The sequence below is a fragment of the Rhizobium sp. AN73 genome (genome assembly GCF_030757975.1).
GTDB classification, from domain to species: domain Bacteria; phylum Pseudomonadota; class Alphaproteobacteria; order Rhizobiales; family Rhizobiaceae; genus Agrobacterium; species Agrobacterium arsenijevicii.
Genome location: NZ_JARWME010000002.1, coordinates 2,296,901 through 2,320,753 on the forward strand (window position 1 = coordinate 2,296,901; position 23,853 = coordinate 2,320,753).

The following is a 23,853-nucleotide window of genomic DNA, read 5'->3' on the forward strand; positions in this document are numbered from 1 at the left end:
CCTCCCGGTTATTTGCTGCGGCGTGTCGCTACGCATATATATGTCGCAGAGTAACCCGCAGGAGAAACGACCATCGACGTTGCCAGCGACAAGCAGCGGATACGCGCACGCAAACTGACGGATTTCGTTCGTCAGGAAGCGCTTTCGCTTGGCTTCGATCTCTGCCGCATCACAGCACCTGACAGCATTCCGCTTGCGCCGGAACGGCTACGGCTGTTTCTCGACAAAGGCTACCACGGCACCATGGCGTGGATGGAAGAAACGGAAGCCCGTCGCGCCGAGCCGAAAACGCTGTGGGGCGACGTGCGCTCCATCGTCATGTTCGGGCTGAACTACGGGCCAGAGGAAGACCCGCGCGGCATTCTTTCCAAACCCGACAAGGCGGCCATTTCGGTCTATGCCCGCAACCGCGATTATCACGACGTCATCAAAGGACGGCTGAAGGAGATCGCCACCCGTTTTGCCGCACGCGCCGGCGAAGACGTGAAGGTCTTCGTCGATACCGCCCCGGTGATGGAAAAGCCGCTTGCCGCCGCCGCAGGTCTCGGCTGGCAGGGCAAGCATACCAATCTGGTCAGCCGCACCCATGGCTCCTGGCTGTTTCTCGGCAGCATGTTCACCACCGCCGAACTCTGTCTGGATGAGGCCGAGAGGGATCATTGCGGCTCCTGCCGTGCCTGTCTCGATGCCTGTCCGACAGCGGCCTTCCCCGCCCCCTATCAGCTGGATGCGCGCCGCTGCATTTCCTACCTCACCATCGAGCATAAGGGCACGATCCCGCACGAGTTCCGGCCGATGATCGGTAATCGCATCTATGGCTGCGACGATTGCCTTGCCGCCTGTCCCTGGAACAAGTTCGCGGCCAGCGCTTCCGAAATGAAATTGCAGGCGCGCGAGGATTTGAAGGAGCCCTCGATCGCCTTCCTATTGACGCTGGACGACGCCACCTTTCGCGGTTTCTTCAGCGGCTCGCCCGTCAAGCGCATCGGGCGCAACCGCTTTGTTCGCAATGTGCTGATCGCGGCGGGAAACTCCCGTGACCGGCAATTCGTGGAGCAATGCAAGTCCCTGGCTGAAACCGACGCCTCGCCAGAGGTGCGTGGTATGGCTGTATGGGCCTTGTCGCAGCTTATGGACAGGGAGGAATTCCGTACATACTCTGCCGGACGCGCACCGGAGCCTGATCCGGAAGCGGAAATGGAATGGCAACTGGCAGAGGCGTGAACCATGCATGTGATGATTTTCGGCGCGGGATATTCGGGCAAGGCCATCTCAAACGCGCTGAAAACCGAGGCTGTTACGATTTCCGGCACCACGCGCAGTGAGGACAAATTTGCAAACCTCGCTGCGGCGGGCATGACGCCCTTCCTGTTCGACGGTGCCCATCTCAATGACGATCTCGTCACTGCCATGGGCAATGTTACGCATCTCGTCCAATCCATCGCGCCGGGCAAGGACGGCGATCCGCTGCTTGCCCTTCTCGGCAGCGATCTGAAAAAGCGCCTGCCCAACCTCAAATGGCTGGCCTATCTTTCCACCGTCGGCGTTTATGGCGACCATGACGGCGCGTGGGTGGACGAGGAAACGCCATGCCACCCGGTTTCCGCCCGATCCGTGGAACGGGTAGTTGCGGAAACCGCGTGGACTGCCGCAGCCCAAAAGGCCGATGTGCCGCTTGCCATCTTGCGCCTTTCCGGAATTTATGGCCCCGGACGCAACGCCTTCATGAATTTCGAGAAGGGAACGGCGCGCAGGCTGGTGAAGAAAGACCAGGTGTTCAACCGCATCCGGGTCGAGGATATTGGTGCGGCCTTAGCCTTCCTGACACGCAAGAACGAACGCGGCGTCTTCAATGTGACGGATGACGAACCCACCCCGCCGCAGGATGTGGTGAGCTTCGCCGCCACGTTGATGGGTGTCGAGCCGCCGCCTGAACAGGCATTCGAGACCGCCGATCTGACGCCGATGGCTCGCTCCTTCTATGGCGAGAACAAGCGCGTTTCCAACGCCAAGATGAGACGCCTCGGCTTTGATTTCGGCTTTCCGGACTACAGAACCTCCCTGACACAATTGTGGGAAAACGGCCTCTGGCGGGGCTGAAAAACGCCCCATCAAAAGCGATGAAAAATCCTTCCAAACCCGTTTTTGCGGATGGTTTTCGTGGCTTTTCAGTCAATTAGGCTTTTATTAACCAAACAAAAATCGCTAAAATCATAGCCATTAGAAAAATATTTCACTCACATTTCGTGAAGGAGATTCACGAAGGCGTGAGTTGCAATGACATTTCCATTAAGCGTTGATTCTGTGTTATTTTTTCCACTTTCAGGCAAAGATACTTCGGCGACACCTTTCCGGCTAACGATCACGAATGTTACAGTCTGTAACACTTCGTGATTTGAGCTTAGCTTTTTTTCGCCATTTTTCCCTCGCCCTACAATCTCGCATTCAAACGCGTTCAGGCCAGACAATGGCCGTTTAGCAAGGGCACAATCAATCGGCGCGGGGCCGATTTTCAGGGAAGCACAGTTTGTTGAATATCCGTCGTATAACTTTCACCGCCGCAACTATTGCCGCCTGTTCCATCATTGCGCCTCTTCAGGCGAATGCGGCAAATGGTTGTGGAGGGGCATCGTGGTATGCGTTGAGCTCCAAGACTGCTTCGGGCGAGCGTATGAACGCCGCCAACCTGACCGCCGCCCACCGCTCGCTGCGGTTCGGCACCAAGGTCAAGGTTACCAATGCCCGCAACGGCAAGGCCGTCGTGGTGCGCATCAACGACCGCGGCCCATTCATTAAGGGTCGCGTTCTGGATCTTTCCAAGGCCGCCGCCAAAAACATCGGCATGATCAACTCCGGCACCGCCAAGGTCTGCTACGAGATCGTCAGTGCCGATTGAGCCTTGCCCTTGCCGCCATTCGCGTCTACCTACCGGGCTTATCAGCAAAAATGAGGTAGACAATGCGTTTGGGCGGGCGTTTGGCCGGAGCAATCGAAGTATTGGTGGATATCGAGGGACGCAGGCGTCCCGTCGCCGATGCCTTGAAGGACTGGGGACTTGCCCATCGTTTCGCCGGCTCCGGTGACAGGGCCGCCATCGGCAACATCGTCTACGATGCGCTGCGCATGAAATTGTCGCACGCCTGGCTGATGGATGACGACAGTGCCGCCTCGCTTGGTTATGCCGTTTTGCTGCGGCAATGGGGCAAGAGCTTTTCGGAACTGGCGGCGGAATTCGACGGCGACAAATTCGCCCCTGCCGCGCCTGATGAAGAAAAGCAGAAAGCCTTTCTCTCCCGTTCTCTCACCGACGCACCAGCCCATATTCAGGGCGACATTCCCGAATGGGTTCAAGCATCCTTCGAGACGGCGTTCGGAGCCAACTGGCTTACCGAGGCGCAGGCGCTCAATCTGCGCCCGACGCTTGATCTGCGCGCAAACACGCTGAAGGCAAACCGCGACAAGGTGCTGAAGGCGCTGGAAGAGAGTGGTGCCGAAGCCACGCATATCGCCCGTCAGGGTGTACGCATCCCCGCCGGCGAAGGCCCTTCCCGCCTGCCCAACGTCACGGCCGAACTGTCCTTCCAGAAGGGCTGGTTCGAAGTGCAGGACGAGGGATCGCAAATCGTCGCCGATCTTGCCGGCGCCCATGAGGGCGAACAGATCCTCGATTATTGCGCCGGTGGCGGCGGTAAGACACTGGCCGTGGCCGCCAGCATGAACAACAAGGGCCAGGTCCACGCCTTTGATGCCGACCGCAAACGGCTCGCGCCAATCATCGAGCGGCTGAAGCGGGCCGGCACGCGCAATGTGCAGGTGCATGACCGCGCAGCCGGGCTTGTCCCATTCCATGAAAAATTCGACCGCGTTCTGGTGGACGCCCCCTGCACCGGTACCGGAACATGGCGCCGGCGCCCTGACACCAAATGGCGGCTGACGGCACGCAATCTGGAAGAGCGCGTGCAGCAGCAGGGCGAGGCACTGTCGCAGGCCAAGGGTTTTGTACGGCCGGGCGGTGAGCTGCTTTATGTCACCTGTTCCGTTCTACCCGAGGAAAACGAGCAGCAGGTCCGGCGCTTCTGCGAAGAAAATCCGCAATTCTATATCGGTTCAGCACTGGAACGCTGGCAGACGACTTTTGGCGGCAATGCGAACAAACCGCATTCCTCCGATGGAAAGACCGTGACGCTGACGCCTGCAACCACAGATACGGATGGTTTCTTCTTCTGCGTGATGAAACGCAAAGCCTGAAACAGGTTTTGCACGCGCTGATTTTACTCGGAAAATGCCGGGTAGCTTGTTTCAAAGCATTCTAAACTAGAATATTTGACACAAGTTTGTGATTGGGTCAGAACTCGCTTGCCGCAGCGTGAAGTCATTTCATGCCTGCCCAAGGAGAGGGATCATGATCCGCAAAACAATTTTCAGCGCGTCTGCCGCGCTTCTGGCCGCATCGGTGGCCTTCACCGCGCTTCCCGCCCGTGCCGCGACTGACGCCGCCGCTGTCGTCAAGCATTATGCCGATGTCGCGCATGCGAAATATGAGGATCGCTGACCACGGCGAAGGTGCTGGACAAGGCAATCGACGCGCTGATCGCAACGCCGAGCGCAGAAACGCTGAAGGCTGCCCGCGAGGCATGGATCAAGGCGCGCGTTCCCTACCAGCAATCGGAAGTCTACCGTTTCGGCAACCCTGTGGTCGACGCATGGGAAGGCAAGGTCAACGCCTGGCCGCTGGATGAAGGCCTGATCGACTATGTCGACGGCTCCTACGGCACTGAAAGCGACGAGAACGAGCTTTACGTCGCAAACATCATCGCCAATCCGAAGATCAAGATCAGCGGCGAAGAGGTTGATACCTCGAAGATCACGCCGGAACTGATCGAAAGCTTGCACGAGGCGGGTGACGTCGAAGCCAATGTAACGACCGGTTACCACGCCATCGAGTTCCTGCTCTGGGGCCAGGACCTGAACGGCACCGGACCGGGCGCGGGCAACCGCCCCTATACCGACTATGACAAGAAAAGCTGCACGAACGGCAATTGCGACCGCCGCGCCGACTATCTGAAATCCGCTTCCACCCTGCTGATCAAGGATCTCCAGGAAATGGTGGACGCCTGGGCGCCGGAAGGCGAGGCCACCAAGACGGTGGAAGCCGACCCGAAAGCCGGTCTGACCGCCATTCTCACCGGCATGGGCTCTCTTTCCTATGGCGAGCTGGCGGGCGAGCGCATGAAGCTTGGCCTTCTGCTGCACGATCCGGAAGAGGAGCATGATTGCTTCTCCGACAACACCTATAACTCGCATCTCAACGACGCCATCGGCATCGCATCGGCCTATACCGGCGATTATACCCGTGTGGACGGCACGAAGATGACCGGCGCCTCGCTGTCGGAACTGGTCGGCGCCAAGGATAAGGCGCTGAACGACGAGATGACCGCGAAGCTGAACAAGACGCTCGATGCCATGCACGCGATGGAAAAGCGCGCCCAGACCGTCGAAGCCTATGACCAGATGATTGGCGAAGGCAACAAGGAAGGCAACGCCGTGGTTCAGACGGCCATCGACGGCCTTCTCGACCAGACGAAAACCGTTGAACGCGTGATTGCGGCACTCGATCTTGGCAAGATCGAGCTTGAAGGTTCCGCCAGCCTCGATAGTCCGAACACCGTCTTCAAGTAAGCACAAGGCGGGCCGCAATCCATTGCGGCCCGCTTTCCCATGCGCTCCCGCTTTTCATGAAATTGCCGCTGTCACCGATCCGCAAGCCGTTCTTCTTCGCCGGGGCAGCCTGCCTTGTGGCATCGATGACGCTTGCCGCGCCGCTTCGTGACGATCTGACGGAAAAAGACCGCAGCCGTGTTCAGGCCGTGACTGCGCCAACGACGGATTTCACTAGGCCGGAGCCATTCGAGGCCATGTCCGCGGGGGCAACGACCAGTACCAACAAAGCCGATAGCGGTGCGTTTTCGCACCCTTCCGCCACCATGTCGCTTGAGCGGAAACAGGATTTCAAGCTCGGTAATGCGCTGTTTCAGAAGCTTTGGGTTTCGTCTCCTTCGTCCACACAGGCCTCGGACGGGCTGGGGCCGCTCTATAATGCCCGCTCCTGCCAGACTTGCCATGTGAAAGATGGCAGAGGCCGCCCGCCACTTGCCGGGGAAGACGCCGTTTCCATGTTCCTGCGGCTGGCGCGACCGGCCCGCAACGAGGCGGAACGGGCGGCGATTGCGCGCCATGAGGTGCTGAATTTTCCCGATGAGACCTATGGTAGGCAGCTTCAGAACCTTGCCATTCCCGGCCTTAGCGCCGAAGGCAAACCGGTCATCACCTATGCCGAAAGGCCAGTGCGGCTTGCGGACGGCGAGGTGGTGATGCTGCGCAAACCCGCCTATGCCGTGGCGAACCTGCAATATGGCCCGCTTGGCGCCAATACGACACTCTCGGCGCGCATTGCCATGCCCACCCTCGGACTTGGCTTGATCGAAGCGATTGCCGAGGCCGATATTCTCGCTGGCGCTGATCCAGAAGACAAAAACGGCGACGGCATTTCCGGCCGCGCGGCCTTTGTGCGAGATCACCGAACCGGCGAGGTGAAACTCGGGCGGTTCGGCTGGAAAGCCCAGAATGCCTGCGTGCGCGACCAAAGCGCCAGCGCCTTTTCTCACGATATCGGCATCTCCACACCGGATGCACCGAACGCCTATGGCGATTGCACCGCCGACCAGAAGGACTGTCTCGCGATGCCGACAGGCGTGCAGCCGCGGCTCGGACCTGTGGAAGCCCCCGATCCCATTCTCGATCTCGTGACCTTCTACACCGAGAACCTCGCCGTGCCGCAGCGTCGCGATGTGGGTGACCCTGCCGTGTTGCAGGGAAAGCAGCTTTTCTACGCATCCGGCTGCACGGCCTGCCACACACCGAAATTCGTCACCCGCCGCGATGCCGCCGACCCCATGCATTCTTTCCAGCTGATCTGGCCCTATTCGGATTTCCTGTTGCATGACATGGGAGACGAGCTTGCCGATGGCCAACAGGTGGGTGAAGCAAGCGGGCGGGAGTGGCGTACCCAGCCACTCTGGGGTATCGGCCTGACGCAACAGGTAAATGGTAATGGTTTTTACCTGCATGACGGGCGAGCACGCAGCCTGACAGAAGCGATATTGTGGCATGGCGGCGAAGCGCAAAAAGCGCGCGACGCCTTTGCCGCCTTGCAAAAATCCGACCGGCAGGCTTTGCTGGCTTTTCTGGAGTCCCTTTGATGAAAAATGCCACGCAAAAAATCTCCGGCTTGTTTTCCGTGCTGCTGCTTTTAACCACGCAGCCGGCAATGGCGCAGGACGTAGAGCTGATGCCGCCGCCACCGCTAGACCCCGTGCAGGTACGGGGCGTGATGGAAAAAGCCGTTAACGGCTTCATTCGCCCCGGTTACGACCACTTTCGGCAGTCGGCAGAGAAGCTTGAAGGCAGCATGAAGGCTTTCTGTGCGGCCCCTTCAAAGACGACGGATGAGGCAGCCAAGGCGGCCTTTACTGATACAGTCTCCGGTTGGTCCACCATCGAGATCGTCCGTGTCGGCCCGGTGATCGAACATAACCGTTTCGAACGCGTGCTCTATTATCCCGACAAGAAGAGCCTCGGCCTGAAACAGGTGCAACGTTACCTTGCGGAAAAGGATGAAAGCGTCACCAGCGCCGACGGCCTGAAAGGCAAGAGTGTGGCTGCGCAGGGCCTTGGCGCGCTGGAATACGTGCTTTACGGCACCGGTGCCGATGAACTTCTCGACAAGAAGGGCGATTTTCGCTGCCGCTACGGCGCAGCCATTGCCGGCAACGTCGCCAATGTGGCGGCGGAGCTTTCGGGCAGCTGGAACGCCCCCGATGGCGCGCTGAAAAACTGGGCGCAGCCGGGGCCGAACAATCCCGTCTTTCGCGATGAGCGCGAAGCGCTGGTTGCACTGCTCGGTATTCTCGTGCACGGCGCCGAGGCGATCCGCGACCAGCGCATCGAGACCTTCTACAAGGGGCCGGACAAGGCGAAGTTTCCCCGCACGGCGATCTATTGGCGCTCCGGTTTGACCTGGAAAAGCATTGCCGCAAACATCAAGGCCGTTCAGACCCTCATGCACACCGCCGATATGGTCGAACTCGTGCCGCCCGATCAACGCTCCATCGTCAACTCCATCGACTTCATCGCCAAATCGATGATCCGCATTGCCGGAACGATCGATACGGATGTGGAAAAAGCACTGGACGACGATCAGCAGCGCGCCAAGGTCGATTATCTGCTGCTCAACGGCAAAGACCTGATTTATCGCCTCAACGACCAGTATGGCGGCGCGATCGGTCTCAGTTCCGGCTTTTCCTTCGCCGACGGAGACTGAGGCGATGATATCGGGCAAAAAGCCGCTGCTGATAGACCGGCGCAGTTTCATCAAGGCGGCGGGCATTCCTTTTCTCGCCACGCTGGCACCGGGTTCGCTCTATGCGCTCGAACGCGCCGATGCCGTCTTCGCTTCCGCCTTTCGCTCCCGTGACGGTTCCTACGGCATCGCCACGGTAAGTGAGCGCGGCGAGATCATCGACCGCGTTACGCTTCCCGCCCGCGCGCATGGAATGGCGGCCAGCCATGCGACCGGCATGACGGTAGCCTTCGCGCGGCGGCCCGGCACCTTCTTTATGGCCTTCAACCCCGCGCGGCGCGGCGAACCTGTTGTGATGTACACGCCGGAAAACCGCCACTTCTACGGTCACGGGCAATTCTCCCCGGATGGGGCGATCCTCTATGCCAGCGAAAACGACTTCGATAGCAATCGCGGCGTTATCGGCCTCTATGACGCCCGAAACGGTTTTGCCCGCATCGGCGAATATGATGCCCACGGCGTCGGCACCCATGACATGACGGTGAGCGATGACGGCCGGCTGATCGTGATCGCCAATGGCGGCATCGAGACCCACCCGGATTTCGGCCGCACCAAACTCAATATCGACAACATGCAGCCGTCCCTCGTGCTTCTGGACGCCGCAAGCGGCCAGCTGATCCAGAAACATGTGATGCCGGAGCAACTGCGGCAGCTCTCCACCCGCCATGTCGATCTTGGCTATGACGGACGCGTCTGGTTCGCCTGCCAATATGAGGGACCGCGCAACGATCTTCCGCCGCTTGTCGGCCATTTCGCGAAGGGCGAGGATCTGGCCTTTGTCGACCTGCCGGAGGAAACGACGGTACGTCTTGCCAATTATGTCGGAGCCATCGCCGTCAACCGACGCGACGGTCTGGTCGGTCTGACCTCGCCCAACGGCAACGCCGCCGTGACGCTGGATGCGAAAACCGGGCGCGTTGTATCCGAGACGACGGTGCGGGAGGCCGCTGGCGTCGCCCCTGCCGCAAGCGGCATTGCGGTTTCGTCCTATGACGGATTTTTCGAGGCCGTGCGCAGCGATGTGGCGTGGGACCAGCATATCGTGCGCCTCTCCAGCTAAAATACGGAAAAGGCACGGGAACAAAAGCACGGTCAGCGCATTGGATGCGTCATGAAAAACCTTGCCGTGTATATTGTTTTCGTGGTTGCAGTTGTTGCCATTGGGGCGCTGATCGGCGTCAACAATGTGCCCGGCGAATGGTATCAGTCGCTGCAAAAGCCATTCTTCAATCCACCCAACTGGATCTTCGGCCCGGTCTGGACAACGCTTTACGTGCTGATCGGCATCGCCGGGGCGCGGACATGGATCCGCAAACCGATGGGGACGCGCATGCGTCTCTGGTTCACGCAGATGGTGCTGAATTTCCTGTGGTCGCCAATCTTTTTCGGCATGCAAAGTCCGACAGGCGCGCTCGTCATCATCGTTCCCATGCTGATCTGCATCATCGCTTTCGTCACGCTCACCTATAGCCGTGACAGGATATCGATGTGGCTTTTCGTGCCCTATGCCCTTTGGGTTGCCTTTGCCACTCTGTTGAACGTGAGTATCGTCTTGCTGAACTAAATTTTGCCCGAGCAATCCTTGCCTTGCCCGCCATCACACGCCATGTCAGTTTACGATGGGGACATAAAGCAGGCAGGTAAGCCATGGAGATCACGGATCCCGGCGATTTTCGTCAGCGGATAGAAAGAAGCTTTGCGCGGCAGGGTGTCGTGCAGGCAATCGATGCGCAGATAAGCCGTATCGAGCACCGACTGGTGGAAATCGAACTGCCCTTTCACGAAAAGCTGACACAGCAGCACGGCATATTGCATGCGGGCGTCATCGCGGCCGGTCTGGACACCGCCTGCACCTACGCCGCCTACACGATCATCGAACCGGAAGCCTCGTTGCTGACCATCGAGTTCAAGGTCAACCTCATGTCGCCCGGACGCGGCGAGCGGTTCCTGTTTCGCGGCGAGATCATCAAGCCCGGTAACAACCTGATCGTGGCCGATGGCCGTGCCTACGCCCTTTCCGATGGGCCGGCGAAACTCATCGCCTCTATGACGGGCACGATGATGGTGGTGAAGGGTCGCGAGGATATTACCGGATGAGCTACCAGCTTTTGCATGTTGCGGATAAATCCGTTCTTTTCGTCATGGCGGCTTCCGCCGAATACGGCCCTCACCTGCAGGCGCGCATCGCACCGTTGATGACCGGTGTCGGCCCGGTCGAGGCAGCGATTTCGGTTACGGCCGTGCTTGCCGGTCTCGATGCGGCGGACCATCTGCCCGACCTTGTCGTTTCGCTCGGCTCCGCCGGGTCGCGAACATTGGATCAGATGGGCATATATCAGGCGATTTCGGTTTCCTATCGCGACATGGATGCCTCGGCCTTCGGTTTCGAAAAGGGCCGCACGCCGTTTCTCGATCTGCCCGCTGAAGTGGCCTTGCCCCTGCGCATACCCGATATTGCCGAGGCACGGCTTTCCACCGGCGCCAACGTCGTCTCCGGCGATGCCTATGGGTCTATCGATGCCGATATGGTGGAAATGGAAACCTATGCCGTGCTCAGGGCGTGCCAGCGCTTCGGTGTGCCACTCGTCGGCCTGCGTGGCATTTCCGACGGCAAGGCCGATGTGAACCACGTAGACGACTGGACGGAATACCTGCACATCATCGACGAAAAGCTCGCAGATGCCGTTGACAGGCTGTGCCGCGCCATCGAGGAAGGCGTGATCGCCCTTTGAAACCTCGCGATTTTCGCGATTTTCTGCTGTTTCAAGCCCGCTTCCGGGTTGCCTAAAGCCGCCATTTTCTTTAAAGGCTCGCCATGACCCAGATAGCCCATCCCGACAGCATTCTCATCATCGATTTCGGCAGCCAGGTGACGCAGCTGATTGCGCGCCGCATCCGCGAAGCCGGGGTCTATTGCGAAATCCATCCGTTTCAGAATGCCGCAGAGGCGTTTGAGAAGCTTCAGCCGAAGGGCGTGATCTTCTCCGGCGGCCCCGCATCCGTGACGGCGGAAGGAAGCCCACGCGCGCCGCAGGCGGTGTTCGACAGCAAGGTTCCGATCCTTGGCATCTGCTACGGCCAGCAGACGCTCTGCACCCAGCTCGGCGGCGTTGTCGAAGGTGGCCATGCAGCGGAATTCGGCCGTGCCGACATCGACATCAAGAAGGCAAGCCCGCTTTTCGAAGGTTTCTGGGAACAGGGCAAGAGCTATCCCGTGTGGATGAGCCATGGCGACCGCGTAACGAAACTGCCGGAAGGTTTCGAGGTCATCGCGACCTCCGAGAACGCGCCCTTCGCCATCGCTGCCGACGAGACGCGCCACTACTACACCACCATGTTCCACCCGGAAGTGGTGCACACGCCTGACGGCGGCAAACTGCTTTCCAACTTCGTGCACAAGATCGTCGGCCTGAAATCCGACTGGACGATGGCGGCCTATCGCGCCGAGATGATCCGCAAGATCCGCGATCAGGTCGGTACCGGTCGCGTGCTCTGCGCGTTGTCGGGCGGCGTCGATTCCTCCGTTGCGGCCATCCTCATCCATGAGGCGATCGGCGATCAGCTGACCTGCGTTTACGTGGACCACGGCCTGATGCGGATGGGTGAAAGCGAGCAGGTCGTCGGCATGTTCCGCGACCATTACAATATTCCGCTGGTGCATGTGGATGCCGCAGACATGTTCCTCGGAGAACTGTCGGGCGTTTCCGATCCGGAAGCGAAGCGCAAGACCATCGGCCGCCTGTTCATCGAAGTCTTCGAGGCAGAAGCTGCCAAGATCGCCGCAGACGGCAAGGGCGCACCGAATTTCCTGGCGCAGGGCACGCTTTACCCTGACGTCATCGAAAGCGTTTCGTTCTCCGGCGGCCCCTCCGTCACCATCAAGAGCCACCACAATGTCGGCGGTCTTCCCGAGCGCATGAACATGAAGCTGGTGGAGCCACTGCGCGAGCTGTTCAAGGACGAGGTGCGTGCGCTTGGCCGCGAACTCGGTCTGCCGGAAAGCTTCATCGGCCGCCACCCCTTCCCCGGTCCGGGTCTGGCGATCCGTTGCCCCGGCGCGATCACCCGCGAGAAGCTCGACATTCTGCGCAAGGCGGATGCGATCTATCTCGACGAAATCCGCAAGGTCGGTCTTTACGATACCATCTGGCAGGCGTTTGCCGTGCTGCTGCCCGTACAGACCGTGGGCGTGATGGGTGACTATCGCACCTATGACTTCGTCTGCGCGCTGCGCGCCGTGACCTCGGTGGATGGCATGACGGCGGATTTCTATCCCTACGACATGAATTTCCTCGGCCGTGCGGCAACCCGCATCATCAACGAAGTCCGCGGCATCAACCGTGTCGTCTACGACGTGACGAGCAAGCCGCCCGGCACGATCGAGTGGGAGTGAGGGAACAATCGGCGGCAGCAACGTGGCTTCGGCGACGTTTCTGCGGTCGAACGATGGACCTTTCACGCTAGTTTCGACCCGATACCACGCGAATGCCTCGCTCACAGTGGCACCCGCTTTAAACCTTCGCCCACGGTAGCTGACAAACAGCTGCCGTGGGCGATTTGGTATTTCGACTAGTTTGCGGCAGTCCTGCCCTGCCTTGCCAGGTAGATGATCTGGACCGTCAGGCCGACGACGAGAATAGCCAACAGTCCTGCCTGAGCGCCAAGAAGCAGCGGCGATTTCAAGTCAGTAACCAAGGGGTGACCGTCCGGGACACGGCGCAATATTTCGCTGACGGTCGGCACCATCAACAGAAATGCACTCAGGCTGAGACAGATGGTTTCAATATATCTGGCGATGCGCGTTGAACCCAGAATGCGCTCTACTCCGTAACCCGCGAGCAGGAGAAGGATGGTCAGGGCACCGACGATGTAGCTGACCGGCTGATGGGCCACGAGGAAGACCGTGGCCGCGCCGATAAGCATGGAAACGAAATAGATGATGCCCGGCGTGGAGCGGGGAACGATTCGACCATGTCGGACGAACATGTAAAAGGCCACGGGTATGGCTGGCAGGCTGCCAAGTGTATGGATCCAGCCAAGCGGAGAAATTCCGAACATGCGAGACTACCTTTCTCATCCAAAGGGATGGGTGGTTCAAGGGGACGAAGTTCCGGTTTTTAAGCGGTAATGCGCTCCAGCAACGGATGGGCTATTGCGCCGAAAGTCGCAGCGTCGCCGTGGGCGCGCGCTGAAAGCATTGCGCCATGTACGGTGGCCATGAACATTTCAGCGTTGGCCCTGGCGGTCCCTGTCAGCGCGAGGCGGCCTTGCGCGACGCCACGCTCCAGAACGGCGGTGAGCCAGTCCGAAAGCGTTCGAAAATGCGTTCGCACTTCAAGAACGACCGGTTCGGGAAGAACCGGAATCTCACTGGCGAGCAGGGCGCAGACGCAGAAGGGATGCGTTGCGTCAGCGATACACCCCTCCCAATAGCCGACATAAGCGCGAAGTTGTTCAAGCGGATCGGAGATGTTTCGTTCCAGCTCGGCGAACCCGGCTTCCGCCTCCTTCCGGTACTGCTCAACCAGTTTACGGACCAGATCTAATTTGCTCGGAAAATGGTGGTGAATGCTCGCATTGCGAATGCCGACCACACTGGAAATATCGGCATAGCTGAAACTGTTATAGCCACCCTTGATAATCAGGGAACGCGCGCAGCGAAGAATGTCGTCAGCTGTGGTTTGTGGATTTTTCATAACATCTATCTACCAACTAGTAGGTAGAATGTCAATTCACGGCGATTTTGCCTAGTCAATGGACAAGGGTCTCGTGGTCGCCACGACCCTGCGCTCCGCGCATGATTGACTTTTTGCCCTTTTTCATCAGTATTTCGGCGGTCTTCCGCAGAGCCTCCACCCGGTTTCACTTCGGATCGGTGTCGGGAATCCGACAGGTGAGATTGCATTCAGCCTGCCGAAGACATTGAGAGGAGCCCGTCGATGACCTCCAATGTTGACCCAAAGCCAATGTCACGCACTGCCGTGATCCTGTACCCCATCAGTCTGCTACTCGGCCTCATTGCGCTGGTCTTCCTGCCCGCGGGCCGGATCGACTGGCTTCCGGGCTGGATCTTCGTTGCGGTCATCATCGCCGCGTTCGCTCTTTCCGCGCTGGTATTGGCGCTTGTGAACCCGGTCATCTTCCGCGCCCGCAGCCGGTTTCAGCCGGGCACCAAGCGATGGGATCTGATACTCGTTACCGTCATCCTTTTGGCTTTTGCCGCTGAAATCCCGCTTGCGACGCTTGATGCCGGTCGGATGGGATGGTCCGCCGTGCCGCTCTGGGTCGTCCAGATCGGTTATGTCCTGCTTGTCGGCGGTATCGCCGTTACGGCTTGGGCTCAGACCGTCAATCCGTTTTTCGAGCCGGGTGTCCGTATCCAGAGCGAGCGCGGGCAACGGGTGATTACATCAGGCCCTTATGGTTTCGTGCGCCACCCCGGTTATACCGCCGCCATCGCCATGTTCATCGGAATACCGCTCGCGCTCGCTTCATGGGTGGCGCTGTTGCCGGCTGCTCTGGCAATCGCCGTGCTGGTCCTGCGCACCAGCATGGAGGATCGTCTGCTTCAGGCCGAGCTGCCCGGTTACGCCGACTATGCACGCGAAAGGCGCTATCGGCTGCTGCCCGGGATCTGGTGATACCGGCATCCAGCAACACTCCACTCATTTGTTCTCTTTTTGTTCTTTGGTTTTTTCCCGTGTAATGATAGTGTCTTGCCCTTGGCAAAAGCCACGGAGCATCGTCATGGGTCATGAGTTGACGGCGGAACAGGCACCCGAACAGTTCATCCTTGAGGGATTTGAACCCTCGAAAACGCGGCGCGCTGCTACCGGCTCTCGCAGCAAACTTTTCTTTGCAATGAAGCCGCCATGGGCCATAGCCGAGAGGATTTTTACCGATGCGGCCGATCATGCAACCGGACGAACACGACGTAAGGCCTATCCCGCCGAACTGTTGCATATAACGCTTGTGGCTATTGGCGGTTTTCAGGCGATTCCGCACGGCCTGATAAACAGGCTGCAGACAGCAATGGAGGATGTGAAGGCCCGGCCAATCTCCGTCACGCTGGACAGAAGCGCGCTTTTCGGCAATCGAAACAGCCTTGCGCTACACAATGTTGGAGGTTTGCCAGCGATCTCCAGTCTGGCTGCGATGATACGGCGCACGTTGAGGCGACGGAACCTGCCCTGCGCCCCACAGCAATCGCTGACACCACATGTCACGACAGTCTACGGATGCGGGAAGATCGATCTGATGCCGATCAGGAACCCGTATTGCTGGCTAGCGGGTGATTTCGAACTGATTTTCAGCCATTACGGCGAAACACGCCACGAATCTTTCGGGCGATGGGCGCTGCTGCCGGATGCGGACGATTACCCACAAACTGCGGCGCAACTGGATTTATATGCACCTGAAGCGGCATAAACATTGGCGAGGCAATGCCGCCTCGCTTCATATCTGAGGGCATGAAGCACGTCCGTGCAACCGGAATGCTTCAGCTATTCATGCAAATCCAAACCACAACCGCACCGCAGTCCGGTTCGAAATTGCTCTCACCCTATTAGAGCTGAACCTTGTCGAAAGCCTTGCCATCGATGCCGAGGGCTTCGAGGTCAGCGCGGGCGGGCTTGCGATGCGCACGAACAGCGGCCGAAACCGAAAGTGCTGCACCGAGAACGGCGAAGGTTTCACCGAAGAAGTCACGCGATGTCTTTGCAACCTGACGCATTTTTCTCTCCATATTTGATGGCCAGATAATGGGTCTTTTGGGCCTTCTCTACAACTCATGATGTAGCAGGGAAGCCATGCAGCTTAGCTCGCGCTCGTTTGGATGTCAGATATTACGCCTTTGCATGGCTCATGCTTTGCACGTCAAAAAGGGCGCATGGCGCCTCCGGCAGCGGGTTGAATAAGACGGATATTTTGTTATGCCGTTGGACCAAGACAAAGAGGCGGACACCATGACGGTCACCATTTACGGCATCAAGAACTGCGACACGATGAAAAAGGCCAGAAGCTGGCTCGAAGCCAACGGCGTCGACTATTCTTTCCATGACTACAAGGCGGTCGGCATCGACCGGGCCCACCTCGAAACATGGTGCGATGCCGCGGGCTGGGAAACGGTTCTCAACCGGGCCGGCACCACCTTCAAAAAACTGGATGACAGCCAGAAGGCCGACCTGAACCGCGAGAAGGCCATTGGCCTGATGCTGGAGCAGCCCTCCATGATCAAGCGCCCCGTGCTGGAGACCAAGGGTAAGATAACCGTCGGCTTCAAACCGGAAGCCTACCAGACCCTGTTTGCGTGAGCGCAGCCTGCCATGTCCAGAACAACCCGTGCCACACAAATGCTGACCAAGGCCGGCGTGGCCTTCACCACCGTCACCTATGACTATGACCCGAATGCCGACCGGATTGGCCTGCAGGCGGCAGAAGCGATCGGCGAACCGCCGCATCTGGTGTTGAAAACGCTGATGGCGGAACTCGATCGCAAACCGGTATGTGTCGTCGTGCCCTCCGACCGCGAGGTGAGCATGAAGAAGCTCGCCGCCGCCTTCGGGGGAAAGTCCGCCAGCATGATGAAACCTGCCGATGCCGAGCGCGCGACCGGTTATCACGTCGGTGGCATCAGCCCTTTCGGGCAGAAAAAACAGGTGCCGACCGCCATCGAGGCTGGGGCCATGACCCATCCTTATGTCTTCATGAATGGCGGCCAGCGCGGTTTGCAGGTGAAACTTGCCCCCGGTGATGCGCAGGCGGCGCTGAAGGCGATCGTCGCGCCTTTGGTTGCCGATTGACGCTTGAACGCCGCCTTGAAAGCATTTGGCTTTCGAAGCGAATGGGCTATGGTCGGCGCCTCCAATTGAAATATGCGAAGGTAGATCATGACCGTTTCCCCCATAGATCCCGTCAAACTCGAGAAACTTGCCGAAGTCGCCGTCAAGGTCGGCCTGCAATTGCAGAAGGATCAGGATCTGGTGATTACCGCGCCGCTGGCCGCCCTGCCGCTGGTTCGGCTCTTGACCAAACACGCCTATCTGGCGGGCGGCGGACTCGTCACCACCTTCTATTCCGATGAGGAAACCACGCTTTCCCGCTACCGCCACGCCAGCGACGCCAATTTCGACCGGGCTTCCGGCTGGCTTTATGAAGGCATGGCGAAGGCCTATGCCAATGGTGCGGCGCGGTTAGCGATTGCCGGCGACAACCCCATGCTGCTGGCCGAACAGGACCCCGCCAAGGTGGCGCGCGCCAACAAGGCCAATTCCACCGCCTACAAGCCGGCGCTGGAGAAGATCTCCAATTTCGACATCAACTGGAACATCATCTCCTACCCCAACCCGTCCTGGGCCAGGCAGGTCTTTCCCGGTGTGTCGGAAGACGAAGCCGTCCGTAAGCTCGCGGATGCCATCTTCGCCGCCTCGCGGGTGGATCTGGCCGATCCGGTTGCGGCATGGGCAGAGCATAACGCCAATCTCGCCAAGCGCTCGGCATGGCTGAACGGTGAACGTTTCTCGTCCCTGCATTTCACCGGTCCCGGCACCGATGTGAAGATCGGTCTGGCGGATGGCCACGAATGGCATGGCGGCGCCTCCACCGCCAAGAATGGCGTTACCTGCAACCCCAACATCCCGACGGAAGAAGTGTTCACCACGCCGCATGCGCTGCGCGTTGATGGTTACGTGTCCAGCACGAAGCCGCTTTCCCATCAGGGAACGCTGATCGACGATATCCAGGTGAAGTTCGAGGCAGGCCGCATCGTCGAAGCCAAGGCTTCGAAGGGCGAAGCGGTTCTGAACAAGGTGCTCGATACCGACGAGGGCGCGCGGCGTCTTGGCGAAGTGGCGCTGGTGCCGCATTCCTCACCGATTTCGGCAAGCGGCATCCTGTTCTACAACACGCTTTTCGACGAAAACGCCTCCTGCCACATTGCGCTCGGCCAATGCTATTCGAAATGCTTCCTCGACGGCGCTTCGCTGTCGCAGGAGCAGATCAAGGCGCAGGGCGGCAACTCCAGCCTGATCCACATCGACTGGATGATCGGTTCCGACAAGGTGGATATTGACGGCGTGAAGCCGGATGGCTCCACGGTTCCGGTGATGCGCAAGGGCGAATGGGCCTGACAAGGCCTATCGCGGTAACTGGCTTCGCTGACTGAGCCAGATGCTGAAGAGTACCGCAACGAACCCGACGATCTGCGCTGGCGTGAGGCTTTGGCCGAGCGCCAGCCAGCCGAGCAGGGTCGCAACGACCGGACTTAGAAAACCGAGCGACGCGGCAGCAGAGGGTTCGATGCGGGCGAGACCCCGGAACCACAGAAAATAGGTCAAGGCGGCACCGATAATCCCCAGATAGGCCATGCCGAGTATATTGGCCGTGGTCGGCGACGGCAGCGCCGGTTCGAGGAAATATGCGACCGGCAGGAGCAGAATGCCACCGGCCGTCAATTGCCAGGCGGTGAAGGTGAGGTTCGATACCGGCGGCCGCCATTTGCGGGTGAGCACGGTTCCAAAGGCCATGGATACGGCACCGGCAAGACCGGCAGCCACGCCGACAGCATCCAGCGCGGCAGCACCCGGCGCCAGAACCAGAAGTGCGACGCCGACAATGCCCAGAAGACCCGCGGCGATGGCCAGCGGCCGGACCGGTGCAGTGAGAAACAGCCGTGAGAGGCCGATCACGATCAAGGGCTGGATGGCACCCACCGTGGCCGCGACTCCGCCCGGAAGCCGGTAGGCCGAAACGAAAAGCATCGCCCAGAAAAACGAGAAGTTCAGTGCACCGAGAATAAAGCTGCGCGGCCACCAGATGCCTTCCGGTAGTTTCCTGACGAGAAGCAGCAGCAACACGCCGGCCGGCAATGCGCGCAGCATGGCGACATGGAACGGATATCCCTGCGGCAAGAATTCGGTCGTGACGAAATAGGTCGTTCCCCAGATGGCGGGGGCAAGTGCCGTCACCAGCACGTCGGCGGCATAGGTGGTATTTTTCTTCATTTCAAGAATCTCTACATCAAGATAAATGCAGTCTAGCCAATTTTATCTTGACGTCAAGATATCAATTGTTATGCCTTGATGATGAGCAAAGAACCACTGGACCACGTCGATCAAATTCTGGCGCAATGGCGCAGGGAGCGGCCCGATCTCGATGTCGGACCCATGGGGCTGCTCGGGCGCTTGAACCGGCTCACCACGCACCTTGCCCGCGAGGTGGAGGCAGTACTGTTGAAACACGGCCTTTCCTCCTCCGCTTTCGATGTGCTGGCGACATTGCGGCGCGCGGGCTCGCCCTACCGGCTTTCGCCCGGCGACCTGCTGGCCATGACAATGGTCAGTTCCGGCACCATGACCAACCGGATCGACCAACTGGAAAAAGCCGGACTGGTGGAGCGTATCCACAATCCGCAGGACCGTCGTAGCGTACTGATATCATTGACGGAGCGGGGATTTGCCATTGTCGAGGATGCCGTCAGCGCCCATGTCGAGAACCAACAGCGACTGGTCGCCCCTCTCAGCGAAGAAGAACGAACAACCCTGAACCGGCTTCTGAAGCGATTTTTGCGGGACTTTGAAGAATAGGCTTTGCGGCGCGGACAGGAACCCGCGATCGCGCCTGCAATGACGCTTGTTTCCGTGAGAAAAATCCTGTAAGCAATTTTCCATAAACCTGTCGTACAGGTTGGAGGAAAAAATGTATAGCCCCATCTCGCATGAAACCGGTCTCGTCAGCAGCACGATCGGCGCGATCACCCGCCACATCCGGGAAAACGAACTTGCCCCCGGCGCAAAGCTGCCCAGCGAACTTTCGCTCTCGCAGCAGCTCGGCGTTTCCCGCACCGTCGTTCGCGAGGCCTTCCGGTCCTTGTCGGCCATGCGCCTGATCGATGTCAGCGCCGGCAAGCGCGCCACGGTGGCGACGCTGGATTATGGCGCGATGTCGCTGATGTTCGAACATGGCATTCACACCGAGCAGATCAACATCCAGCAGATTTACGACGTGCGCCGCACCATCGAAGTCAGAACCGTGACGCTGGCGGCACTGCGGCGAACAGATGCTGAGGCGCTCGCCATTCTCGACCATGCCAACAATATGGAACGGGACTTCGGCGATAATGACAAGGTCATGGAACACGACCTTGCCTTTCACCTCGCCGTTGCCAGAGCCTCCAAGAATCCGGTTTTCGAACTCATTCTCGGCGCCTTTCAGAACGTAACGCGCCAGACATGGCCGATCGGCTGGAAGAGCCGCACATCCGACGCGCAGCGCCATGCCGCAACTGAACTTCATATCGCCATCGGACAGGCCATTGCCGCAGGCGATCCGCAAACGGCCTCAACGCTGATGGCGCGGCACTTCGATGAAAGCGTGCATGCGCTTCTGGCCGCCGGCATCGCCTGATTTTTCAAACGCAGTTCCAGACGGAAAACTGCCTGCCTCTGGAGGAGACACTTCATGAAAATTACGAAACTCGAGACCGTCCGCGTGGCGGAACGGGCAAACCTGCTCTGGGTTCTGGTTCACACCGATGAGGGCATTACCGGGCTTGGCGAAACATTTTTCGGTGCGGAGACGGTGGAAACCTATGTGCACGAATATATCGCACCCCGCGTGATCGGCCGCGATCCTCTGCAGATCGACCTTCTGGCGCAGGACCTCGTCGGTTATCTCGGCTTCCGTTCATCGGGTGCGGAAGTGCGCGGCAATTCGGCCTTCGATATCGCTCTATGGGACATTTTCGGCAAGGCCACCAACCAGCCTATCGCCCAATTGCTCGGCGGTTTCAGTCGCAAGGAAATCCGCACTTACAATACCTGCGCTGGCACGGAATACATCAAGAAGGCGACGGGCCAGCAGACGACCAATTATGGCCTGTCCGACGGCCAAGATTATGACGATCTGAACGGCTTCCTGCATCGCGCCGACGAGCTTGCCCATTCGCTTCTGGAAGACGGCATCACGGCCATGAAGATCTGGCCTTTCGATGCGGCGGCGGAAAAGACGCGCGGACAATATATCTCGATGCCGGACCTGAAAAGCGCGCTCGAGCCTTTCGAAAAAATCCGCAAGGCCGTGGGCGACAAGATGGATATCATGGTGGAGTTTCACTCCATGTGGCAGCTTCTGCCCGCCATGCAGATCGCAAAGGCGCTCACACCCTACCAGACCTTCTGGCACGAAGACCCGATCAAGATGGACAGCCTTTCCAGCCTGACGCGTTATGCCGCCGTTTCGCCAGCGCCGATTTCCGCATCGGAGACGCTCGGCTCCCGCTGGGCCTTCCGCGATCTTCTGGAAACGGGTGCCGCCGGCGTGGTGATGCTTGACATCAGCTGGTGCGGCGGACTTTCCGAGGCGCGCAAGATCGCCTCCATGGCGGAAGCCTGGCACCTGCCCGTCGCGCCGCACGATTGCACCGGCCCGGTGGTGCTCTGCGCCTCCACCCATCTGTCGCTCAACGCACCAAATGCGCTGGTGCAGGAAAGCGTGCGCGCCTTCTACAAGACCTGGTACCGCGATCTCGTCACGGCATTGCCGGAAGTGAAAAATGGCATGATCACCGTACCGCCGGGTGCCGGCCTTGGCATGGAGCTGCACCCCGATATCGAAAAGACCTTCACCGTTAGCCGCCGTTTTTCGGACGCGGCGTCGATCTGATCAAAACAGGTTGCCCTGATCAGTCGGGCCAGAAGAAGCCGGTTTTGCCGGCTTCTTTTTTGGCGCGGTGGCGGCATCCGGGGACGGCGTCCCCTCTCCCGTCGTGATGGCGGAAACGCGGCCATCGGCAAACTCCATCGACACGACAGCGCCGGAAGCAATGGCGGCGGCGCGGGTCAACGGCCGGTTTTCCTCGTCGCGGATCACGGCATAGCCGCGATTGAGCACATTCTTGTAGGAGAGCGATTGCAGGATGCGATCATGGGCAGCAACGCCCGAGCGGTTCTGCGCCATGCGGTGCAATACTGCGGTATCGGCCCGGCGTGCTGCGGTGACGACCCGTTCCTTCTGCCGCTCCAGCTGGCCGAGCAGGCGGGCGGGAAGCGAACGCAGCGAGGAATCGAAGGCATCGACGCGGCCTTTACCCTGCAACAGGCGGCGCTCCACCAAAGTCTCGGCGCGGTGCATACGCTCGGTGATCCGCTGCCTGTGGTGCTTGAGACCATTCAGCAAGGTTTCAGGCCTCAGGCCCGAAGCGGAGCGTTCGAAGGCGCGGCGCTTGTTCAGTGTGGTCATTTCAAGCCCACGGCCCAGACCGCTTGCGGCCTCATCGAAACGGCGACGTGGTAGAGCAAGAAGCTGGTCAAGCGACGGCAGAGCGCGCACGAGCGCCCGCACACCCTGACGGCGATTGTCCATCTGTCGTGAGACCGAACCGGAAAGACGGGCAGCAAGGCCGGAAAGCTGCGCTTCCAGCTCGGCACGCACCGGCACGGCCATTTCGGCGGCCCCCGTCGGCGTTGGCGCACGCACATCGGCGGCATAATCGATCAATGTGGTATCGGTTTCATGCCCAACGGCGGAAATCAGCGGGATTTCGCTCTCGGCTGCGGCACGCACGACGATTTCGTCGTTGAAGCTCCACAAATCTTCAAGACTGCCGCCGCCACGGGCGACGATCAGCACGTCGGGGCGCGCAATTTCACCACCGGGCTGAAGCGCGTTGAAGCCACGAATGGCGTTCGCCACCTCCTCGCCCGAGCCCTCACCCTGCACCTTGACCGGCCAGACGACGACATGGACCGGAAAACGATCCGAAATGCGGTGAAGAATATCGCGGATAACTGCGCCCGTGGGCGAGGTGACGACGCCGATGACACGCGGCATGAACGGCAGGCGGCGCTTGCGGGCCGGGTCGAACAACCCTTCAGCTGCCAGACGCCTGCGACGATCCTCGAGCAACGCCATCAGCGCCCCGGCACCGGCCGGCTCGAGACTTTCGATGACGATCTGATATTTGGACGAGCCGGGGAATGTGGTGACCTTGCCGGTGGCAATGACTTCCATGCCCTCTTCAGGACGGAACTTCAGCCGCGAGAAAGTGCCCTTCCAGATCACCGCATCGATGCGGGCGCGATCGTCCTTCAGCGAAAAATAGGCGTGGCCCGAAGAATGCGGGCCGCGATAGCCGGAAATCTCGCCACGCACCCGCACCTGATCGAAAGCCGTCTCCACCGTTCGTTTGATGGAACCCGACAGTTCGGACACCGAGAACTCGGCAAGATTGGTCAATGCGGCATTGGAGAAGATATCGCTCATGGCTGTTTGTAACCAAAACCCGTCGATTCGGAAATGCCGGGACCGCCTCGCCCTATTTTAACGGCGATGAAACCATATCCTCAACTAACGAGTTAGGAAAATAGGGAACGGAGGAGAAAACAAGGGTTCGTTAGGGAACGAGGCGTTACGTCTTGTCCTAAGCCCGGCAACCAAAG

The 23,853-nt window shown here is 59.4% G+C and carries 24 protein-coding genes and 1 pseudogene; 20 read left to right on the top strand and 5 right to left on the bottom strand.

Features of this window, described 5'->3' with window-relative positions:
* Window positions 1-72: 72 nt before the first annotated feature.
* The 12 genes and pseudogenes from queG (at window position 73) to guaA (ending at window position 12,812) form a co-directional block, all read left to right on the top strand.
* Window positions 73-1,224: a tRNA epoxyqueuosine(34) reductase QueG gene (gene queG, locus RBH10_RS21230; RefSeq protein ID WP_281038146.1), complete on the top strand. Its 1,152-nt coding sequence runs from the start codon at window positions 73-75 to the stop codon at window positions 1,222-1,224.
* A gap of 3 nt (window positions 1,225-1,227) precedes the next feature.
* The gene (locus tag RBH10_RS21235; protein WP_281038004.1) at window positions 1,228-2,100 is read left to right on the top strand and encodes an SDR family oxidoreductase; all 873 of its coding nucleotides are present in this window, start codon (window positions 1,228-1,230) and stop codon (window positions 2,098-2,100) included.
* A gap of 427 nt (window positions 2,101-2,527) precedes the next feature.
* Complete coding sequence (locus RBH10_RS21240; protein ID WP_045015285.1) at window positions 2,528-2,896, top strand: septal ring lytic transglycosylase RlpA family protein; 369 nt, start codon at window positions 2,528-2,530, stop codon at window positions 2,894-2,896.
* Between the two features lie 62 nt (window positions 2,897-2,958).
* Window positions 2,959-4,248, top strand: a complete 1,290-nt coding sequence (locus RBH10_RS21245) for an RsmB/NOP family class I SAM-dependent RNA methyltransferase (protein ID WP_281038003.1) — start codon at window positions 2,959-2,961, stop codon at window positions 4,246-4,248.
* Between the two features lie 154 nt (window positions 4,249-4,402).
* Window positions 4,403-5,679: pseudogene (locus RBH10_RS21250) on the top strand (imelysin family protein).
* Between the two features lie 56 nt (window positions 5,680-5,735).
* Complete coding sequence (locus RBH10_RS21255) at window positions 5,736-7,259, top strand: di-heme oxidoredictase family protein (protein ID WP_281038001.1); 1,524 nt, start codon at window positions 5,736-5,738, stop codon at window positions 7,257-7,259.
* Window positions 7,259-8,380 carry an imelysin family protein gene (locus RBH10_RS21260; protein ID WP_281038000.1) on the top strand — a complete coding sequence of 374 codons (1,122 nt, stop codon included), beginning with the start codon at window positions 7,259-7,261 and terminating at the stop codon, window positions 8,378-8,380. Before RBH10_RS21255 ends, RBH10_RS21260 begins: the two co-directional genes overlap by 1 nt.
* 4 nt (window positions 8,381-8,384) lie before the next feature.
* Entirely contained in the window at window positions 8,385-9,479 is a 1,095-nt protein-coding gene (locus RBH10_RS21265; RefSeq protein WP_281037999.1) for a DUF1513 domain-containing protein, read from the top strand.
* Window positions 9,480-9,530: 51 nt separating this feature from the next.
* Window positions 9,531-9,983: a TspO/MBR family protein gene (locus tag RBH10_RS21270; RefSeq protein WP_281037998.1), complete on the top strand. Its 453-nt coding sequence runs from the start codon at window positions 9,531-9,533 to the stop codon at window positions 9,981-9,983.
* 83 nt (window positions 9,984-10,066) lie between these two features.
* A complete protein-coding gene (locus tag RBH10_RS21275; RefSeq protein WP_003493408.1) occupies window positions 10,067-10,516 on the top strand; it encodes a PaaI family thioesterase in 450 nt (149 codons plus the stop codon).
* Window positions 10,513-11,151 carry a 5'-methylthioadenosine/S-adenosylhomocysteine nucleosidase gene (locus RBH10_RS21280; RefSeq protein WP_281037997.1) on the top strand — a complete coding sequence of 213 codons (639 nt, stop codon included), beginning with the start codon at window positions 10,513-10,515 and terminating at the stop codon, window positions 11,149-11,151. The genes RBH10_RS21275 and RBH10_RS21280 overlap by 4 nt, the downstream gene beginning before the upstream one ends.
* Window positions 11,152-11,234: 83 nt before the next feature.
* Window positions 11,235-12,812, top strand: a complete 1,578-nt coding sequence (gene guaA / locus RBH10_RS21285) for a glutamine-hydrolyzing GMP synthase (RefSeq protein WP_306180817.1) — start codon at window positions 11,235-11,237, stop codon at window positions 12,810-12,812.
* Between the two features lie 176 nt (window positions 12,813-12,988).
* Here the strand turns inward: guaA and RBH10_RS21290 are convergent, their stop codons facing one another.
* Window positions 12,989-13,477 (bottom strand): hypothetical protein, encoded by a 489-nt coding sequence (locus RBH10_RS21290; protein WP_281037996.1) that lies wholly within the window; start codon window positions 13,475-13,477, stop codon window positions 12,989-12,991.
* Window positions 13,478-13,536: 59 nt separating this feature from the next.
* Complete coding sequence (locus RBH10_RS21295) at window positions 13,537-14,115, bottom strand: TetR/AcrR family transcriptional regulator (RefSeq protein WP_281037995.1); 579 nt, start codon at window positions 14,113-14,115, stop codon at window positions 13,537-13,539.
* Between the two features lie 243 nt (window positions 14,116-14,358).
* Between RBH10_RS21295 and RBH10_RS21300 the strand changes: the two genes are divergently transcribed.
* Both RBH10_RS21300 and RBH10_RS21305 read left to right on the top strand, forming a co-directional pair.
* Window positions 14,359-15,060 carry an isoprenylcysteine carboxylmethyltransferase family protein gene (locus tag RBH10_RS21300; RefSeq protein ID WP_281037994.1) on the top strand — a complete coding sequence of 234 codons (702 nt, stop codon included), beginning with the start codon at window positions 14,359-14,361 and terminating at the stop codon, window positions 15,058-15,060.
* 118 nt (window positions 15,061-15,178) lie between these two features.
* On the top strand, window positions 15,179-15,847 hold the full coding sequence (locus RBH10_RS21305) for a 2'-5' RNA ligase family protein (protein WP_281037993.1): 669 nt from the start codon (window positions 15,179-15,181) through the stop codon (window positions 15,845-15,847).
* 136 nt (window positions 15,848-15,983) lie between these two features.
* Here the strand turns inward: RBH10_RS21305 and RBH10_RS21310 are convergent, their stop codons facing one another.
* Complete coding sequence (locus RBH10_RS21310; protein ID WP_281037992.1) at window positions 15,984-16,151, bottom strand: hypothetical protein; 168 nt, start codon at window positions 16,149-16,151, stop codon at window positions 15,984-15,986.
* A 232-nt stretch (window positions 16,152-16,383) separates the two neighbouring features.
* Between RBH10_RS21310 and RBH10_RS21315 the strand changes: the two genes are divergently transcribed.
* From RBH10_RS21315 to RBH10_RS21325, 3 genes are all read left to right on the top strand, one after another.
* A complete protein-coding gene (locus tag RBH10_RS21315) occupies window positions 16,384-16,731 on the top strand; it encodes an ArsC family reductase (RefSeq protein ID WP_281037991.1) in 348 nt (115 codons plus the stop codon).
* Between the two features lie 12 nt (window positions 16,732-16,743).
* Window positions 16,744-17,220: a Cys-tRNA(Pro) deacylase gene (ybaK, locus tag RBH10_RS21320; RefSeq protein ID WP_281037990.1), complete on the top strand. Its 477-nt coding sequence runs from the start codon at window positions 16,744-16,746 to the stop codon at window positions 17,218-17,220.
* A gap of 87 nt (window positions 17,221-17,307) precedes the next feature.
* Window positions 17,308-18,546 carry an aminopeptidase gene (locus tag RBH10_RS21325; RefSeq protein WP_281037989.1) on the top strand — a complete coding sequence of 413 codons (1,239 nt, stop codon included), beginning with the start codon at window positions 17,308-17,310 and terminating at the stop codon, window positions 18,544-18,546.
* A gap of 6 nt (window positions 18,547-18,552) precedes the next feature.
* Here the strand turns inward: RBH10_RS21325 and RBH10_RS21330 are convergent, their stop codons facing one another.
* Window positions 18,553-19,419: an EamA family transporter gene (locus RBH10_RS21330; RefSeq protein WP_281037988.1), complete on the bottom strand. Its 867-nt coding sequence runs from the start codon at window positions 19,417-19,419 to the stop codon at window positions 18,553-18,555.
* 81 nt (window positions 19,420-19,500) lie between these two features.
* On the opposite strand from RBH10_RS21330, the gene RBH10_RS21335 reads away from it, so the two are divergent.
* From RBH10_RS21335 to RBH10_RS21345, 3 genes are all read left to right on the top strand, one after another.
* Complete coding sequence (locus RBH10_RS21335) at window positions 19,501-20,001, top strand: MarR family winged helix-turn-helix transcriptional regulator (RefSeq protein WP_281037987.1); 501 nt, start codon at window positions 19,501-19,503, stop codon at window positions 19,999-20,001.
* A gap of 112 nt (window positions 20,002-20,113) precedes the next feature.
* Window positions 20,114-20,821 (top strand): FadR/GntR family transcriptional regulator, encoded by a 708-nt coding sequence (locus RBH10_RS21340; RefSeq protein ID WP_045015302.1) that lies wholly within the window; start codon window positions 20,114-20,116, stop codon window positions 20,819-20,821.
* 54 nt (window positions 20,822-20,875) lie between these two features.
* Window positions 20,876-22,078 (top strand): mandelate racemase/muconate lactonizing enzyme family protein, encoded by a 1,203-nt coding sequence (locus RBH10_RS21345; protein ID WP_281037986.1) that lies wholly within the window; start codon window positions 20,876-20,878, stop codon window positions 22,076-22,078.
* Here the strand turns inward: RBH10_RS21345 and xseA are convergent, their stop codons facing one another.
* Window positions 22,079-23,677: an exodeoxyribonuclease VII large subunit gene (xseA, locus tag RBH10_RS21350; RefSeq protein ID WP_281037985.1), complete on the bottom strand. Its 1,599-nt coding sequence runs from the start codon at window positions 23,675-23,677 to the stop codon at window positions 22,079-22,081.
* Window positions 23,678-23,853: the final 176 nt, after the last annotated feature.